The 15860-nt window shown below is 67.8% G+C and carries 16 protein-coding genes; 7 read left to right on the top strand and 9 right to left on the bottom strand.

All coding sequences use genetic code 11. From position 1 onward, the window contains the following. Positions 1–289: 289 nt before the first annotated feature. A complete protein-coding gene (locus M7H19_RS01460) occupies positions 290–1210 on the bottom strand; it encodes a LysR family transcriptional regulator (protein ID WP_298176057.1) in 921 nt (306 codons plus the stop codon). A 123-nt stretch (positions 1211–1333) separates the two neighbouring features. Between M7H19_RS01460 and M7H19_RS01455 the strand changes: the two genes are divergently transcribed. Beyond that, on the top strand, positions 1334–2677 hold the full coding sequence (locus M7H19_RS01455) for an MFS transporter (RefSeq protein ID WP_298176055.1): 1344 nt from the start codon (positions 1334–1336) through the stop codon (positions 2675–2677). 59 nt (positions 2678–2736) lie between these two features. Here M7H19_RS01455 and M7H19_RS01450 read toward each other — a convergent pair whose 3' ends face one another. Then, the gene (locus M7H19_RS01450) at positions 2737–3600 is read right to left on the bottom strand and encodes an arylamine N-acetyltransferase (RefSeq protein WP_298176052.1); all 864 of its coding nucleotides are present in this window, start codon (positions 3598–3600) and stop codon (positions 2737–2739) included. Between the two features lie 175 nt (positions 3601–3775). Here M7H19_RS01450 and M7H19_RS01445 point away from each other — a divergent pair, with 175 nt between their 5' ends. The 6 genes from M7H19_RS01445 to M7H19_RS01420 all read left to right on the top strand — a co-directional run bounded on the left by M7H19_RS01445 (position 3776) and on the right by M7H19_RS01420 (position 9322). Further along, complete coding sequence (locus M7H19_RS01445) at positions 3776–5533, top strand: MDR family MFS transporter (protein WP_298176049.1); 1758 nt, start codon at positions 3776–3778, stop codon at positions 5531–5533. A 68-nt stretch (positions 5534–5601) separates the two neighbouring features. After that, positions 5602–6207, top strand: a complete 606-nt coding sequence (locus M7H19_RS01440; RefSeq protein ID WP_298176047.1) for a MerR family transcriptional regulator — start codon at positions 5602–5604, stop codon at positions 6205–6207. Positions 6208–6210: 3 nt separating this feature from the next. Beyond that, positions 6211–6414, top strand: coding sequence for a hypothetical protein (locus tag M7H19_RS01435; RefSeq protein ID WP_298176044.1), 204 nt, complete (start codon positions 6211–6213; stop codon positions 6412–6414). Between the two features lie 377 nt (positions 6415–6791). Further along, entirely contained in the window at positions 6792–7124 is a 333-nt protein-coding gene (locus M7H19_RS01430; protein WP_298176040.1) for a hypothetical protein, read from the top strand. Between the two features lie 6 nt (positions 7125–7130). Further along, positions 7131–8732, top strand: coding sequence for an alpha/beta hydrolase (locus M7H19_RS01425; protein WP_298176038.1), 1602 nt, complete (start codon positions 7131–7133; stop codon positions 8730–8732). Positions 8733–8767: 35 nt separating this feature from the next. Beyond that, a complete protein-coding gene (locus M7H19_RS01420) occupies positions 8768–9322 on the top strand; it encodes a hypothetical protein (protein WP_298176035.1) in 555 nt (184 codons plus the stop codon). 19 nt (positions 9323–9341) lie between these two features. Here M7H19_RS01420 and M7H19_RS01415 read toward each other — a convergent pair whose 3' ends face one another. The 7 genes from M7H19_RS01415 to M7H19_RS01385 all read right to left on the bottom strand — a co-directional run bounded on the left by M7H19_RS01415 (position 9342) and on the right by M7H19_RS01385 (position 15749). Beyond that, positions 9342–9833, bottom strand: coding sequence for a DUF4383 domain-containing protein (locus tag M7H19_RS01415; RefSeq protein WP_298176033.1), 492 nt, complete (start codon positions 9831–9833; stop codon positions 9342–9344). A 244-nt stretch (positions 9834–10077) separates the two neighbouring features. Next, the gene (locus tag M7H19_RS01410) at positions 10078–11223 is read right to left on the bottom strand and encodes a S1 family peptidase (protein ID WP_298176031.1); all 1146 of its coding nucleotides are present in this window, start codon (positions 11221–11223) and stop codon (positions 10078–10080) included. A gap of 230 nt (positions 11224–11453) precedes the next feature. Continuing rightward, a complete protein-coding gene (locus M7H19_RS01405; protein ID WP_298176027.1) occupies positions 11454–13187 on the bottom strand; it encodes a SulP family inorganic anion transporter in 1734 nt (577 codons plus the stop codon). Next, on the bottom strand, positions 13184–13519 hold the full coding sequence (locus M7H19_RS01400; protein ID WP_298176060.1) for a metalloregulator ArsR/SmtB family transcription factor: 336 nt from the start codon (positions 13517–13519) through the stop codon (positions 13184–13186). The genes M7H19_RS01405 and M7H19_RS01400 overlap by 4 nt, the downstream gene beginning before the upstream one ends. Before the next feature lie 239 nt (positions 13520–13758). Next, the gene (locus tag M7H19_RS01395) at positions 13759–14847 is read right to left on the bottom strand and encodes a hypothetical protein (protein WP_298176024.1); all 1089 of its coding nucleotides are present in this window, start codon (positions 14845–14847) and stop codon (positions 13759–13761) included. Positions 14848–14964: 117 nt separating this feature from the next. After that, the gene (locus M7H19_RS01390) at positions 14965–15201 is read right to left on the bottom strand and encodes a hypothetical protein (protein WP_298176023.1); all 237 of its coding nucleotides are present in this window, start codon (positions 15199–15201) and stop codon (positions 14965–14967) included. A gap of 230 nt (positions 15202–15431) precedes the next feature. Next, complete coding sequence (locus tag M7H19_RS01385) at positions 15432–15749, bottom strand: helix-turn-helix domain-containing protein (RefSeq protein WP_298176021.1); 318 nt, start codon at positions 15747–15749, stop codon at positions 15432–15434. Positions 15750–15860 lie beyond the last annotated feature (111 nt).

Genomic DNA, 15860 nt, shown 5'->3' with positions numbered 1-15860 from the left:
CATCGTCAAGAAACTGACCCACCAAGACCGGCCAGCACCCCTCAGTCGCCTCGCTCTACCGCGCCCTCGCCAACAACGACGCCTGACCAGCAGAGTTACGGACTCATTGCCCCTTTCGCTCGTATCCCGGCGGTCCCCCTTGCAGGCCCGGCCTCACCCACCACCGTCGCCGGAAGCCGGTAGACCGGTGACCGCGGCGAGGGCGGATTCGGCATAGCGGCTGCGGGTTTTCTTCCGGTTGCGGTGGCGGAGCGTGCCTCGGCAGACATCGGATCACTCCGGCTGCTCTTTAAGACCGATGGAGTGGGCGAAGCGCAGCGGCGGTGGAGGTGATGGTGTCCAAAGCGGCCATGACCACGGGATGTTCACGGCTGCCGAGGCGGGTGGCTGCGAGGATCCGGCGGGCCGGGGCGGGTTCGCCGTGTAGGGGTATACGCGCGATGGGCCAGTGCCGATGCAGCCGGGCGAGCCGGGGCACGAGGATGACACCGAAACCGTGGGCGACCAGGGCGGTGCCGGTCTCCCACTCATCGGCGTAGTGGGCGATGTTGGGAGTGAACCCGGCGGCCATGCAGGCGGTGAGTACCAGGTGGTGGTAGGTGCTGCCCGGCCGTCCCACGATCCAGGGCTCGTCGACGGCGTCGCCGAGCGTGACCCTCCGACGGTTGGTCAGGGGATGCCCTTCGGGCACGACGAGGTCCAGGGGGTCCTCCACCAAGGGGCGTTGGTCGAAGCGTGAGTCCGAGGTGGGTGGAGTGCCGGCGGTGGCGACCACCAGGGCGAGATCGGCGTCGCCGGCCAGCAGCAGGTCGAAACAACGGGCGGGCTCGGCTTCGATGACCCGCACAACCAGGTTCGGGTAGCGGTTCCGCAAGGCCGCCGCGGCCGGAGGCAGAAGGTGTGTGGCGGCCGTGGAGAAACCGCACAGGGTGAAAGAGCCGCCGTGACCGTCGACCACGGAGGCCAGCTCGGCGCGGGCCCGCTCGGCCTGGGCCTGCAACACCTCGATGTGACGTAGCAGAGTCTCGGCCGCGGCGGTCAGCCGGATACCGCGACCGGCCTGGGCTACCAGCTCGACGCCGAGATCGGCGGCCAGCTGGCGCAACTGGTGCGACACCGCGGACGGGGTGTAGTGCAGCGCCTCCGCAGCGGCGGTCACCGTGCCGTGGTGGGCCACCATCTGTAACACCCGCAACCTCGGATCGATCATGTCGAAATTTTGCACGGTTGCATGCACGAACGTTTGCTGATCTTCAGTAGTCCGGGACGGCACACTGCGAATGTGGTGCTGACGAGGTTTTCCGACAGGCTTTCCGATCACGAGAGTGTCGGTGTGTCCCACGGTCGACTCCTGCGCTGGAGTCGCCCGGGCACCCACGAGGGACACACGGCGGTGTACCTGCTGGTGGTACTCACGGCCGGGGCGTACCTGCCCAGCCCGCTGTACCCGGAGTACCAGGCCGCTTTCGGGTTCAGCGACCTGATGATGACGTGGGTCTATGCGATGTTCGCGCTGGTCAGCGCGCCCACTCTGCTGCTGTTCGGGCCGGCGGCGGACGCGGTGGGGCCCCGCACGGTACTGCGGGTCAGTGTGGCGGTGGCCGCGTTCGCCTCAGCGTGTTTCGCCCTCGCTCACGACGTGGGCTGGTTATTGGCTGGTCGCGCCGCGCAAGGGTTGGCGCTGGGGACGGCCACGGGAGCGGCCACGCTGGTGATCACAGAGCACACTCCGGTGAGTCGGGGCCGGGCGTCGGTGCTGGCCAGCATGGCGTTCGTGGCCGGTACCGCCGCGGGCCCGATCGTCGCGGGAGCCTTGGCCCAGTACGCCCCGGGGCCGCGGGTGCTGCCGTACCTGGTACACCTGGCGCTGCTGGCGATCGGGTGGCGCCTCGTGTCCGCCCTGCCCGCTCCCCCGCGACGGGCGCGCCGGTGGAGACCCACACGGCCGCGCATACCGGCCAGCATGCGACTGCGGTTCGTCGCCGCCGCGGCGACTGGTTTTCTCGCCTGGGCCGTGGCCGGTCTGTTCCTGGCGGTCATCCCGTCGGTGTTGGACCGGGCAGCCCGGATCGACAATGTGGCGGTCATCGGCAGCGTGGTCGGCGCCGTGTTGCTCTGTTCGGTGTTGTCCCAACCTTTCGTGGCCCGTTGGGGTGCTCGTCTTGCGCAGCTTATGGGCCTTGGAGCCCTGGCGATCAGCCTCGTCGCCCTGGCGGCGACCGGTGGAGGGTCGCTGTCCATCACCATGGTCGCGGCCGCGGCAGCCGGTATCGGGCACGGACTGGCCTACGGCGGGGCCGCCGCCTCCATCGAGGCGGTCGCGCCCCGAAACCAGCGAGGGGCCATCACTTCCGCGCTCTATCTGGCGTTCTATTTCGGCTCCGGAGGACCCTCGGTCGCCGTTGGCCTGCTGACGCTCTGGCACCCTCTGGACACGGCGATCTCCTGGCTTGGCATCACCGCAGCCGTCTTCGTGCCGCTGGTCTGTATCGCCGTCGTGCTCACCACTCGCCCCGCCACGTCGAGCCCGATTCGGTACACGGCGTCGTTCCGGCCCGAGGAAGATCGAGCCGACGGAGGGAACGAGCAGCCCGCCCCCGCGTCGAGGGCCGTGTGGCAACGCAAGCACGCGTGTTCTCGCCCCCGGTCCTCCACGCAGGAAACGGCCTCACGTTGAGAGGTGCCCCACAGGGGAGATCCGGCGAATTCCGACGCGCGGCCCGGGTGGTCCACCGGTCACGACTCGGCCTTTTCCGCTCCCGCGTAGACCTGTCGCAGCTGGGCGAGTTCGTCCTCGTCGAGGGCGAGGCCCAGCGAGTGCAGGACCTCGCCGAGCTCGTCGGCGGAGACCGGTCGGGGCTGCTCGGGTGTTCTTCCGGGGTGTTCGGTGAGTAGTCCACGCCCGACGAGTTTGCGGCAGATGCCGTGGTCGATTCGTTGAACGATGAGTCGTTGGGTGAACGGGGAACGGGGATGGGTGGCGGTGAAGTGGTTGGCGACGACATAGTCGATCGGCCGTTGTGGGGTCTCGTCGAAGGCGTACACCGCGGTCCAGTCTGCTCCTCCGTCGCCGGGCTTCTCCAACCGCCACAGGCGGCCGTCGCGCCGCAGCCGATACGGCCAGCCACCGTGTTCGGTGGTGGCGCCGTCTTCCAGCGGCAGAGGCACCAACAGGCCGGAACCGAATCCGGTATCGGCCAGAAACCGCTTTCCGCGCACGTCGACCACCAGCACCAGATGGGTCTTCGCCCCTCCGGGGCTGTCGGGCTGCACGCGGGCCAGACATCGGGTGACGTGGTAGCCGAGACGCTCCAGGGCTGCCGCGAACAGCAGGCCGTGTTCGAAGCAGTATCCCCCGCGGCGACGGTGCACGAGTTTGTCGGCGATGTCGGACAGCTCCAGGCTTGGGGGGTGGCCGAGCAGCACGTCGACGTTTCCGAACGGGACGGTGCGCACGTGCGCCTCGTGCAGAGCGGACAGAGCTTCCTCCGACGGGCGTGCCGCGGACTCCCCGATCCGGTGGAGGTAGGCATCGAGGTCGAGGGCTGTGATGTACCAGTCTCCGGTCTGCGAAGACGCTGGGTGGAGGGTGTTCGTCACGGACTTCACCCTCGCATCTTCTGCGCGGTGGAGGTCAAGCCACGTCACATAGTTGCAGTGTGCAACTTTTGTCGTTAGCTTAGGTAAGTACTTCTGCCGTTTCGTGCCCGCTTGAAAGGAGCTCGCCACGTCCGCGCCGTCCACTCCGTCGGCCTCCACCGCGACCACCCAGTCCATGCCACACCGGCAAATCCTCAAAGCGTTCACCGGACTGTTGTCCGCGCTGCTGGTGGCCGTGCTGTCTTCCACGATCGTCTCCAGCGCCCTACCCACGATCCTCGCCGACCTGGACGGCACCCAGAGCCACTACACGTGGGTGGTGACGGCTATGTTGCTGACCTCCACCGCGACCACGCCGATCTGGGGCAAACTGTCCGATCTGTTCAGCAAGAAAATGCTGTACCAGGTCGCGATCGTGATCTTCACCGTGGGATGTGTCCTCGGCGGTTTCGCCCAGTCCATGCCCCAACTCATCGCGTTCCGGGCTGTGCAGGGCATCGGCATGGGCGGCCTGCAGGCCCTCATCCAAGCCGTCATCGCCGCGATGATCGCGCCCCGTGACCGTGGTCGCTACGCCGGCTACATCGGCGCGACCTTCGCCGTCTCCACCGTGTCGGGGCCCCTGGTCGGTGGCCTCATCGTCGACTCCCCGCTGGGCTGGCGCTGGTCGTTCTGGGTGTGCGTGCCCATCGCCGTCATCGCGTTCATCCTGCTGGGCCGTGTGCTGAAGCTGCCCGTCGTCAAGCGGAAGGTCTCCATCGACTGGCTCGGCGCGACCCTCATCGTCGGCGGAGTCACACTGCTGCTGGTCTGGATCACCCTCGCCGGCAAGGAATTCGCCTGGCTGTCGTGGCACACCGCCGCGCTCCTCGGGGGAAGCGCGGTCGTATTCGCCCTCGCACTGTTCGTGGAGAGCAAGGTACGCGAACCCGTCGTACCGCTACACCTGTTCCGGGACCGCACGTTCACCCTCGCCGTCATCGCCTCCCTCGCCGTCGGCACGGCCATGTTCGGCGGAACCGTGTTCCTGGTGCAGTACTTCCAGATCGCACGCGGTTTCTCCCCCAGCATCGCCGGGCTGCTGACCCTGCCGATGGTCCTCGGCATGGTCGGCTCCTCCACGATCACCGGCCGCATCGTCTCCCGGGTCGGGCGCACGAAACCGTTCCTGGTCGGCGGCTCGCTACTGCTGCTCCTCGGCCTGTCCCTGCTGGCCAGCGTCGACCACGACACCAATCTCGCGTGGATGGGCGTGTTCCTCGCGCTGATGGGCATCGGCGTGGGTTCGATCATGCAGAACCTCGTGCTCGCCGCGCAGAACACCGTCGGCATGCGCAACGTCGGCGCCGCCACCGCGACCGTCACCTTCTTCCGCACTCTCGGCGGCGCCACGGGGGTGTCCGCCCTCGGTGCCGTCCTCGCCATGCGGGTGTCCGACATCGCCACCGAAACCCTGGCCCAGCGCGGCATACAAGCCGGTGGACAAATCAGCGTGGGGGGAAGCCTCGACCTCGACGCCCTGCCCACCGCTGTCGCCGACATCGTCCGCGCCGCATACGGTGACGCGACCGGAACACTGTTTCTCATCAGCGCCGTCATCGCGATCATCACCGCTGTCAGCGTGATCTTCATCAAGGAAAACCCGCTGCGCGACACCCTCGATCTCGACGACGAATCCGATTCGACCGTCCCTCCGGTGAAGTCCCGCGCGACCGCTCACGTGACCAATCCGCGGCTTTCTCCGGTGCGGTCCCGTCCCAATCTCCGCCCGGGCGGCCGCCGACCCGTCGCACACCGCACGACCCCCCTCGTGCCTCGGCCGGACGCGACACCTGAACGAAGCCGTCGAGGACACCGTCGGCCCGCAGGCCCCAGTGCCGGTGGGTCGACGGCTCCGACCGAGCACCGCGGCCCGTTTCCGCCATCGCGTTGACCTTCCCCTTGGGGAAAGTTACACACTGACGTCCACCGGGCGATCCGCCCGGTTCACCGGAGGACGAGATGGCAGCACTGAGCATCGGCGCATTCGCTCGAGCCTGCGGGCTCACCCCCAAGGCGTTGCGGCTGTACGACGAACTGGGACTGTTGGCCCCCGCGCGAGTCGACGCCTTCACCGGCTACCGCCACTACGAGTGGTCGCAGCTGGACCGGGCGCGGCTCATCGCGTGGTTGCGGGGAATCGGCATGCCCCTGCCCCGCATCCGAGTCGTCTGTGAACTTCCCCCGGCCGCTGCCGCCCAGGAGATCCGCACCTACTGGCGCCAGGTCGAGGCCGATATCGCCGCTCGCCGGGAGACCGTCTCTTTCCTCGTCGACCGACGATCAGGAAAGGACCCTGTCATGTCCACTCACCACATGCCCGTCCGGCTGAGCCACGCCTGCATCCTCGACCGAGGCCTCGGCCGCGACCACAACCAGGACACCGCCTATGCCGGTGACACCCTGTTCGCCGTCGCCGACAGCTTCGGTCCCCACGCCCCTTTCGAGGGCAGCGCTTCGGCCGCCGCGGTGACAGCACTGCACGCCGCCGACACCGCAGTGTCACCCGGTCGGCTCACCACCACACTCCTGGCCGGTTTCCACGACGCCCGCGCGGCCGTCCACTGAACCGTGGGTTCGCCGTCCGGCACCGGCACAACCCTGACCGCGCTGCTGTGGTCCGGCGCCGACCTCGCCATAGCCCACATCGGCGACACCCGCGCCTACCTCCTGCGCGACGGTGAACTGGAACTACTCGCCCACGACCACACCTATGTGCAGTCGTTGGTGGACCGAAGGTTGCCTCACCCCGGAGGAAGCCGAGACCCATCCTGACCGCACCACCCTGGTGCGCGCGCTTGTCGGTGATGAGACCGTCGAACCCGACCTGCACCTGCGGCGGCCCAGACCGGGCGACCGGTACCTGCTGTGCACAGACAGCGTGCACGCCGTCGTGGACGACCTCCGTGAACCATTGAGCGCCGCCACCACACCGCAGGACGCGGTCGACCGGCTCGCCTCCGCGGCACACTCCGCCGGGGCACCGGACAACCTGGCCTGCATCGTCGGGACGTGCACGCCGCCGACCACTGAGTCACGAAACCGACACCGCTCACCAGCCGGCCCAGCACAGATCGATCCGCCGCCATCGACGATTTCGACGACCACGGAACCCCGGGCCCGGTCGAAACGTCGTAGTCGGCGACCAGTACATGATCACGAAGCTGGGGTTTGGCATGGACGGCTACGACGTCGATCCCGACAGTCTGGTCTCGACCGGCGGGCAGCTGGTCGAGATCGCGGACGAGGCACGTGAAGCCAAGGCGCGGTTCACCGGCACGGTCGCCGCGTACGAGGGCACCAACGACGGCTTCACCACCACGAGCAAGGCCGCCTCGCTGGCCGAGCTGTGGGAGTACCAGGTCGATGACCTGTGCAAACGTACGGCCATGGCCGGTGGGCTGTTGGAGGACAGCGCCGACGGTTACCGCGAGATGGAACAAGCCGTGCTCGAGACGTTGCCCCCGTTGAGCTCGGCGGAGTGATCGACGATGGTGTCCTTCCGCGATCTGCGTGACGCCGACCCCGGCGCGTTCGACGACATGGCCGACGAGTGGGCACGGCTGGCCAGCCAACTCACCGCCACCGCCGGCGACATCAAAACCACCGTCGGCGGTCTCGACGGCTGGCAAGGCGAAGCCGCCGACGCCGCCCGCGCACACTTCGACGACGTACGTTCCGGCTACGACACCGCAGCCGAGTACATCGAGAAGATCCCACCCGCGTTGCGGAATCTGGCCGATGCGATCACCGAGGCCCAACAGACCGTCGACGGTGTCGCGGACAGCGTCAGCTACCCGTTGTCGCTCAACACCGAGACCGGCGAGGTCCACGTGGCCCACGGCGGTCCGGGCGACACCCGCACCGACGAGGAGAAACAGCGCGACCGGGACAAAGCGCAGGAACTCACCGACACGGTGCAGGCCGCGCTCGAAGCCGTCACCGAAGCTGACCAGGTGGCCACACAGGCACTGGACCAGGCGTTGCCGTCGGCGGCGGGCCTGGAACTGGAAGCCATCGGTGAGGGCAACGTCGTCTACCCCTCGGACCTCCCCGGCCAGGGCGCCTCGCCGGAGGACGTCAAACAGTGGTGGGACAGCCTCACGCCGATGGAGCAGGAATCGGCCATCTACACCCACGGCGACATCCTCGGCGGGATGGACGGCATTCCCGCCGAGGACCGGGACCGGGCCAATCGCATCCGTTTCGCCGAGGAACACGCCGAACTCACCACGCGACGCGACGAACTCGACGAACTCGGCGACAACCGCACCGGGGACCAGAGCCGCGAGCTCGACAGGATCAACGACACGCTGCGCGGCATGAACGCCATCAACGAACGGCTGGAAGCAGAGCCCGGTGACGGTCAGCCACAGGCCTACCTGCTCGACTTCTCCACCGAAGGCAACGGACGCGGCGTCGTCGCTCTCGGCAATCCCGACACCGCGGACAACGTGGTCACGTCCATCCCGGGCACCGGATCCAACCTGTCGGGCATCGGTGGGGAACTCGACCGCAGCCAGGCGATCCTCGACGAAGCGAACCGACAAGCCCGGGGTAGCGACACCGCGGCGATCACCTGGGTCGGCTACGACGCCCCACAGGACCTCGGTCAGGCCACCAACGCGCACTATGCCGAAGACGCGGCCGCGGACCTGCGGAACTTCCAGGACGGCCTGCGCGCCACTCACACAGGCGACGGATCGAACAACACCGTCATCGGGCACAGCTACGGCTCCACCGTCGTCGGCCACTCCGCCCAGGACGGCCACCTGGACGTGGACAACACGGTGTTCATCGGCAGTCCCGGTGTGGGCGTGGACCACGTCTCCGAACTCGACCTGCCCGACGACGCCACCGTCTACGCCAGTACCGCGGAAAACGACATCATCCGCGGCACACCGCCGTTCATCCACGGCAGGCAACCCATCGGCGACGACTTCGGCGCGGAAGTGTTCACCTCCGATCCCGGCACCGAGGGCGACTGGTACACCGGGGGATACTCCACAGCGGCACACTCGGAGTACTGGAACCAGGATTCGGACTCGTTGCGCAACATGGCCACCATCGTCGTCGGCGGTAAACCCGACTGACCGGGCAAGGACCGCGCAACGAGAAGGGAAAACACGTGATTCGGAGGACGGCCGCGCTCGCCTGCCTGCTGTTCATCACCGCCTGCGGCGGTGGCGGGGGCGACACGGGGGCCGATGGCACAGGGCCGACAGCACCAGAAAGCGGGGAGCATATGCGCACGATGACCGAGGACGAAGCTGCGCAGCGCGCCGAGGAACACATCCAGCGGGCCGTGGCCGCGCTGCCGGAGAAACCGACGTTGACCCTGTTGCGGTCCGACTCCGCGGAATGTCTGGACCCCACCGACAACGGTCCCCGCGGCCGGTACGAGGTCAGCCGATCGTACTGGCTCGACGACCTGCCCGAGGACCGCAACGAGGAGTTCGTCAACGCCCTCTACGAGTACTGGACGTCGAACGACTTCCGGGTGCTCACGGACAAACGCGACGCCCACGACCGGTTCGTGTCGGTGGAGAACAACGACGACGCGTTCCGTATGTCGGTCAAACAAAGCGTCGAGGGCGACCTGTCGCTGGGGGCCTCGTCACCGTGCATCTGGCCGAACGGCACCCCACCGGAGGACACCTCGTCGGAGGGCGTATCGGGGTGACCGGTACGGCGCTTCGGGGTCAGCCCACGGCGTCCGAAACCCCCGGAGGAGCTGGATAGGTGCCGCGGAGTCTCTCGATCGCCGTGCCGAGCACGCCCAGCGCGATCATGCCGGCGCCCAGCCCGAGGTGTAGCCAGTCGTCGGCGTTGTTGAGTGGCAGGAAATTCGCTGCGCTGTTTTCAGCGATACCCACGCCGTACACCGACAACAGCAGGTAGAAACCTCCCCCCAGGAGGAGATACCCGCGCGCGAACATGCCGTGTCTGAACGCCGCGATCCCGAGGACACCGAACAGCAGGTGGACGAGGTTGTGCAGGATCGACACGGCGAACACGCCGAACAGGCGCGCCTGCGATTCAGGCCCCACGAAAGCCAAATCGCCGTACCCGGTGGTCAGCCCGGGAATGAAACCGGCGATCCCGGCGGTGATGAAAACGATTCCGACAAGGAGAGCGAACAACCGCACAGGACGGCGGTTACGCACTACCTGGCGGGCCACATCCTGAGACATTCCTCGGCTCCTGCTCGGTACGGCTGTCGGTGACGACGGTCAGCTGTCCGGTCCTTCTGTTGCGCTGCTGTCGACTACCCACCACGACCGCGCCTAATCGAGAGCCACGAGGCCCCTTCCGGTGTGAGGCTTTCCGCCCGGGCCCCGCTCCGTCGGCGGGCCCACGAACGAATGAAGCAGGGGTGGCACCACCGTCGGTGGTGCCACCCCTGCTTCGGAAAACACTCCTGAACCGCGGCGTGTATCAGCCGGTGATCAAGCTCAGGTTGTAGGCGTTCAGCGCTTCGTTGACGGGCTGGAAGTACGTGGTGCCGCCGAAGCTGCAGTTACCGGAACCGCCGGAGGTCATGCCCTGGGCCTGGTTACCGGAGATGAACGAACCACCGGAGTCACCCGGTTCGGCACAGACGTCCGTGCGGGTCAGCCCGGTGACGGTGCCCTCCGCGTACCGCACGGTCTGGTTCATGGCCTCGACCTGGCCGCAGTGCCAGCCGGTGGTGGAACCCGAACGGCAGATCGACGAGCCGACGGGGGCCTCGCTGGAACCGGAGACGACGCGAGTGGAACCGTTGTACATGTTGACCCACGGGCGCAGCGTGTCACCGGAGCCGGTGCGGACGAAGGCGTAGTCGTCACCCGGGAACGAGGAGCCGGCGAAGGTGCCGGTGGGCGACGACGTGGAGGTGCCGGTGGTGCCGCAGTGGCCCGCGGTCACGAAACCACCCTGCACGGCGAACCCGACCGAGCAACGTCCGCCGTTACCCATGTAGTAGGCGTTGCCGCCGATGACGTCCATGAACGTGCGGGGCTGCTCGGTGGACTCGACGATGTCGACGTCGTCGACTTCGACACCGGCGGTCGCCACGAATTCCTCGGCCTGTTCAGTGGTACCGGGAGCGGTGGTGACCACCACCGAGTTGCTCTTGACGTCGATGTACCAGCCGGTGACCGCCTCGGGGGCGTTGCTTTCCTTGTTGTCGAGCCGGTCCACCGCCGCGTTGAGCGTGGTCAAGCTGTCCTCGACGAGCACGGCCTCGGCCCCGGCGGCTTGCACGTCGTCCAGCGCGGACGCCTCGGTCACACCCACTACCAGCGTGCCCGCGGCAGCGTCGTAATAGGAGCCTCCGAAGCTGTCCTGCAACTCGGCCCGCAGGGTTTCGTCCGCCATGCGGGCCACGGCTTCCTGTTCCAGGCGCTGTTGTGCTTCCTGCTTCGTCAAGCCCAGGTCCCGCTGCATGGCCTGCAGCATCGGGTCCGCCTCGGCCGTGGATGTCGCCTGCTGCGTATCCGTTTCCGCGGTCGCCGGCATGGCGAACGCCGCGGCCGTTCCTGCCGCCAGCATCGCGGTCGCGGTCAAGCGAGCCACGAGTCTGTGCTTCGTCGATAGCATGGCCATCTCCTTGTGACGTGTTTACGTCCTCCGAGCAACGACTGTCGAAGTATCACCACGTCGGAGATGACATACAGCCGCCGAGCGGCCCGCGACCAACGTCGCGAATCGGCATTCAGCGCACGACGAAAGTCGGGCGGCACTAGCCCGAGTCGGTGACGGCATCACCCGATCCGAGTAACAGAAGCGGCTCATAGCACTGACCGTTATGTCCGCCGCGTAGATTCGGGTCACGAAGCGTCAGTGGACGGCTCCTGCGGTGGCGTCTGTGGTGCCTGTGGCGCCGGGAGAGTGCCGTCGCTGCGCAACTGGTTCCGGGCGGCGGCGATGGCCTCCGGGGTCGTTGCGAACACTCTTCCCCCCGCTCGGAGGCGGGTGATGACACCGAGCGCCTCCAACGGCTTGTGGTGGCCGTCCCTGATCCCGGAGACGTAGACGGTGATGCCTCGATGTTCGAGCTTGTCGATGGTGTCCTTGAGCATCAACGCGCCACTCGCGTCGATGGTGGTCACCCGCGACATGCGCAGGATCAACGCCGACATGCCCGTGACATCGGGCAGTTCCAACAGGAATCGGTGTGCCGCGGCGAAGAACAGAGGACCGTCAAGGCGGTAGGCGACGATGTGCTCAGCCAGCAACGCATATTCCTCGTCGCTGGTGACGCCGGGCAGGTCACCGGTGATGTCGACCTGGTCCAGCCGCGCCTGCCGCGCGATGGAACGCAAGGCGAGCGCGCCCGCGACGAGCATGCCCAGCAGCACCGCGTAGACCAGGTCGAACACCACGGTCGCCGTCGCGGTGGCGACGAGGACGACGGCATCGGAACGGGTCGCCCTCGCCATGGCCTTGATGCTGCCGACCTCCACCATCTTGACCGCGGTGGCCAGCAGGACACCCGCGAGCGCGGCGAGCGGAATCGCCGACACCAGCGGCGCGGCGGCGTAGACGACGGCGGCGAGTATGGCGGCGTGCGTGAACGCGGCGAGCCGTGATCCCGCGCCCGCACGCACGCTCACGGCCGTGCGCGCGATCGCTCCCGTCGCGGGCACCCCACCGAACAAGGGAGCCGCGATGTTGGCGACCCCCTGGCCGAACAGTTCCCGGTCGGGATCGTGCTTCTGCCCCACGCTCATCCCGTCGGCCACCGACGCCGACAGCAACGATTCGAGCGCGGCCAGCGCCGCCACAGCCAACGCCGACGGCAGCAGAGCAGGAAGCGCCGACAGGTCCAGAAAGTCCAACGACGGCGCGGGCAGCCCCGCGGGCAGGTCCCCGATCGGTGTCACGGAATCCAACCGCGCCACCTCGACCACGAGGGTCGCCGCGATGACCGCGAGGATCGAGAACGGCACCCCGGGCCGCCACCGCGCTCCGACGAGCATCACCGTCGCCACACCGACGGCCACGGCGATCGAAGTCCACTCCGGATGACGGACGAACTCCTGAAGAGACTGCCACGCCAGTGACAGCACGTGCTCGCCGTCGACCTTGTCGGCGCCGAGCGCGTTGGGAAACTGCTGAAGCCCGATGACACAGGCGATACCGAGGGAGAAACCCTCCACCACCGACGCCGGAATATAGCGCATGTAGCGTCCCGCGCGAGCGAACGCAAGGACCACGAGCACAAGACCGGCGATCAGCCCGACCATGAGCACACCGGCGGCACCGTGCGCGGCGGCGACCGGGACGAGCACGACGGTCATCGCCCCGGTGGGGCCGGAGACCTGCACATTGGAGCCACCGAACACGGCGGCCAACGCACCTGCGACCACAGCGGTCGCCAACCCCGCCTCCGCGCCGAGGCCGGAAGACACCCCGAACCCCAACGCCAACGGCAACGCGACGATGGCCACGGTGAGCCCGGCCAACAGGTCTCGACGCGGGTGTCGCCGCATGGCGGCGAGGTCGGCGCAACCGGGCAACAACGAACGCAACCGCCACGCGGCTGCCCGGAACGCACTCATTCAGCGCTCTCCGCGCGCAACTCGTCGAGCAGTTCGTTCTGGCCGGTCAGCATCTCGGTGAGAATTCGCCGTGCCGCTCGCATCAGCTCGGCCACATCCCCACCGGCCAGTGCGTAAACGACTGTCGATCCATCCCGGGTAGCGGTGACGATGCCGTAACGGCGCAACACCGCCAACTGCTGCGACAGGCTCGGCGCCTCGATCTCGATCGCGGCCCGAAGATCACGAACCGACTTCGGCCCGTCCTGAAGCAGTTCGAGCACCCGGATCCGCACCGGATGACCGAGCATGCGGAAGAACTCCGCCTTCACCTGATAGAGCGGAACCGGCACAGCCTTGCCCACCCACCTTCCCACCCTGCAAGACAGCGACCAACATAGCATCTAGCGAATTGCAAAATTATGCAATTGTGTTTCCCGCCACGACGAGGGCGGGAACAGTCCTAAAAAGAGAGACGGGAACTGGCCGGCCGGCCAGTTCCCGCCGCGGTCTCGGCCCGGTGACCTCGCTTCAACCAGACGTCACCGTCCGGCCGGGTCGACGGGAGCGAACCGGGAATCCGGCTCGCTCCTCACTTCGCCGCGGAGTCGCTGGACCGATCACCACGGTCGTCGACAGTCCCCCGGCGAGGCTCACTCTTCCGCGCGGCCAGGAGCAGGTCCACCCGCGCGTGAGCCTGCCGGAGCTGCTCGGCGAGGTCCGCCAGGCGGGTGTCCTTGTCGGTCACCGCGGACTCCGCAGCTGTGGCCCTGGTCTCGGCCACGGTGCGAGCCGCACGTTCGGCGACGAGTTCCTCCCGCGCCTTGTCCAGACTCGTACGCAAGTCCCCGTTCTCCTGCCGAGCCGAGGAGAGGTCGGCTCGGACGCTTTCCAGTTCCTCACGCATCCTGCCGACCTCGGCGGTCGCGGCATCGAGTCGTTCGCTGACGCGAGTGTGATCCGCGGTGAGGGTACGCAGTTCGCCCTGCGTGTCCTGAAGCCGCCGGGCCAGCTCGTCACGCTCGGCCTGCACCGCGTCCAGGTCCTGCCGGTGCCGCCGAAGCTCGACAGCCATCTCGTCACGAGCCTGCGCGGCGGCGGTCGCAGCCGTCTCCGCCGCACCCCGCGCACGTTCGTGTTCGGCCACCGCCGCCCAGGCCTGGTTCTTCACAGCCTCCGCTTCAGCACGCGTGTGTTGGGCGACCTGCTCCGCCTGCTCACGCGCGGCCCGGTCATCGCGGGCCTGCGCGAGAGCACGATCGCGATCCCGCTCCGCTTGCTCGGCGCGCCGCTGTGCCTGCTCGGCCTCGGAATGCGCGGCGGCGGCCTGCTCCTCGGACTGGCGCACCTGTGCGATCGCCTGTTCCTCGGCCGCGTCGAACCGCTGCGCCATGTCGTGCAACGCCGCCAGCAACGGAGCGGACACCGCCTCGAACGTCTCGGCCGTGCGCCGCACTTCCACCAAGGGGTCGACCACAGCGGCCGTACGCGCGGCCCGGCGCTGGCGCGATGCCGCGTCGGCATGGGCCTTGCAGCAGTACGACGACGGCCGCCCACCCTTGCGTCTGCCGTGGGAATCCACGGCAGGAGGGGGCAATGGGTTGTCGCAGCCTTCCAACGCGCAAACGCCCGTCACATCGCCGTCCGAAACCGTCTCGGTGTTCCTCTGCTGCTCGGTCACCGATTCAGTGTCGCGCACACGGCACACCGACCCCGGCGCGGACCTGACCTCGGCTCCCCCACCAACGAGGGGAAACGATCGACCGGCCCACTGCCCGCTGGAGAGAGCCGGGTTCTGTCAGTGGGAACCGGCACGCTGTAGCCGTTGCGAGGTGAAGGCGTCGACGACGGCGTACGCGGTGATGACGACGGCAGCGATCAGCGACCACGCCCCGAGCTCCGCCTTCGCCCACGGGGAGCCTCGTTGCGCCAAGGACATCCGCCCCGCTGCGACCCCGTGCACGACCTTGGCGAAGACCAGCAGTGGAGTCGCAAAGAGAAGTAAAGTGGCGGCTTCGCTTCCGAACTCGCCCACAGGCAGGTCATTCCTCGCTCGGTGAACGGTCTACCGCGGCGAGGATGCCAGGCCCGAAGTCCGCCGCCGGAGAGCTGCCGGGCTCATGCTGGAGCCCTATCGTGCGCGACCACCTGGTGTCCCAGCCGGCGCGGCCGTCCTCAGGGCACCCCTGATACCCGGGCACCCCACCATAGGTTTCGTTCACCCATTCCTGGGTCTCGAGAACTTCTTCGCCCATAGCCCTCCCGCTAAACGTCAGAGGGCTGGTCGGAGTTGTTGAGATAGCCGTAGATCGTGTTGCGGGGTACGGTGAACAGGTCGGCGATCTCTTGGACGGTCTTCTTGCGTGCGTCGTAGAGCTGCTGGGCCAGCTCGGCCTGGTACGCGGTGATCTTCGGTCGCCGACCGCCCTTCCGGCCACGGGCGCGGGCCGCCGCCAGGCCCTCGTGGGTGTTGGCCACGATGAGGTTGCGCTGGAACTCTGCGACGCCGGCGCGGATCAGCGCGTCGCGCTGGGCGTCGGGGTTCTGGTCACCGGTGGACACGCGCATGTAGCCGATCTCCATCAGCGTGACAATAGTCGCACACCGTTTGCCGACGTTGTTTGTCGACGCGAGTTGTCGACACGGATCACCTGCGAAAACGCTCGGCTCGTCCGAGGTGTCAGAAAACGACCG

Origin of the sequence: Saccharomonospora sp., assembly GCF_027317685.1 — a bacterium.
Lineage (GTDB): Bacteria > Actinomycetota > Actinomycetes > Mycobacteriales > Pseudonocardiaceae > Saccharomonospora.
Note: the sequence above shows the minus strand (reverse complement) of the source record. Positions and strands in the feature narration are given on the sequence as shown.

Excerpts from the sequence above, each read along its gene's own strand:
- M7H19_RS01460 (WP_298176057.1), bottom strand. The coding sequence starts at position 1,210 with ATGATCGATCCGAGGTTGCGGGTGTTACAGATGGTGGCCCACCACGGC.
- M7H19_RS01445 (WP_298176049.1), top strand. The coding sequence starts at position 3,776 with ATGCCACACCGGCAAATCCTCAAAGCGTTCACCGGACTGTTGTCCGCG.
- M7H19_RS01440 (WP_298176047.1), top strand. The coding sequence starts at position 5,602 with ATGGCAGCACTGAGCATCGGCGCATTCGCTCGAGCCTGCGGGCTCACC.
- M7H19_RS01430 (WP_298176040.1), top strand. The coding sequence starts at position 6,792 with ATGATCACGAAGCTGGGGTTTGGCATGGACGGCTACGACGTCGATCCC.
- M7H19_RS01425 (WP_298176038.1), top strand. The coding sequence starts at position 7,131 with ATGGTGTCCTTCCGCGATCTGCGTGACGCCGACCCCGGCGCGTTCGAC.
- M7H19_RS01415 (WP_298176033.1), bottom strand. The coding sequence starts at position 9,833 with ATGTCTCAGGATGTGGCCCGCCAGGTAGTGCGTAACCGCCGTCCTGTG.
- M7H19_RS01410 (WP_298176031.1), bottom strand. The coding sequence starts at position 11,223 with ATGCTATCGACGAAGCACAGACTCGTGGCTCGCTTGACCGCGACCGCG.
- M7H19_RS01405 (WP_298176027.1), bottom strand. The coding sequence starts at position 13,187 with ATGAGTGCGTTCCGGGCAGCCGCGTGGCGGTTGCGTTCGTTGTTGCCC.
- M7H19_RS01385 (WP_298176021.1), bottom strand. The coding sequence starts at position 15,749 with ATGGAGATCGGCTACATGCGCGTGTCCACCGGTGACCAGAACCCCGAC.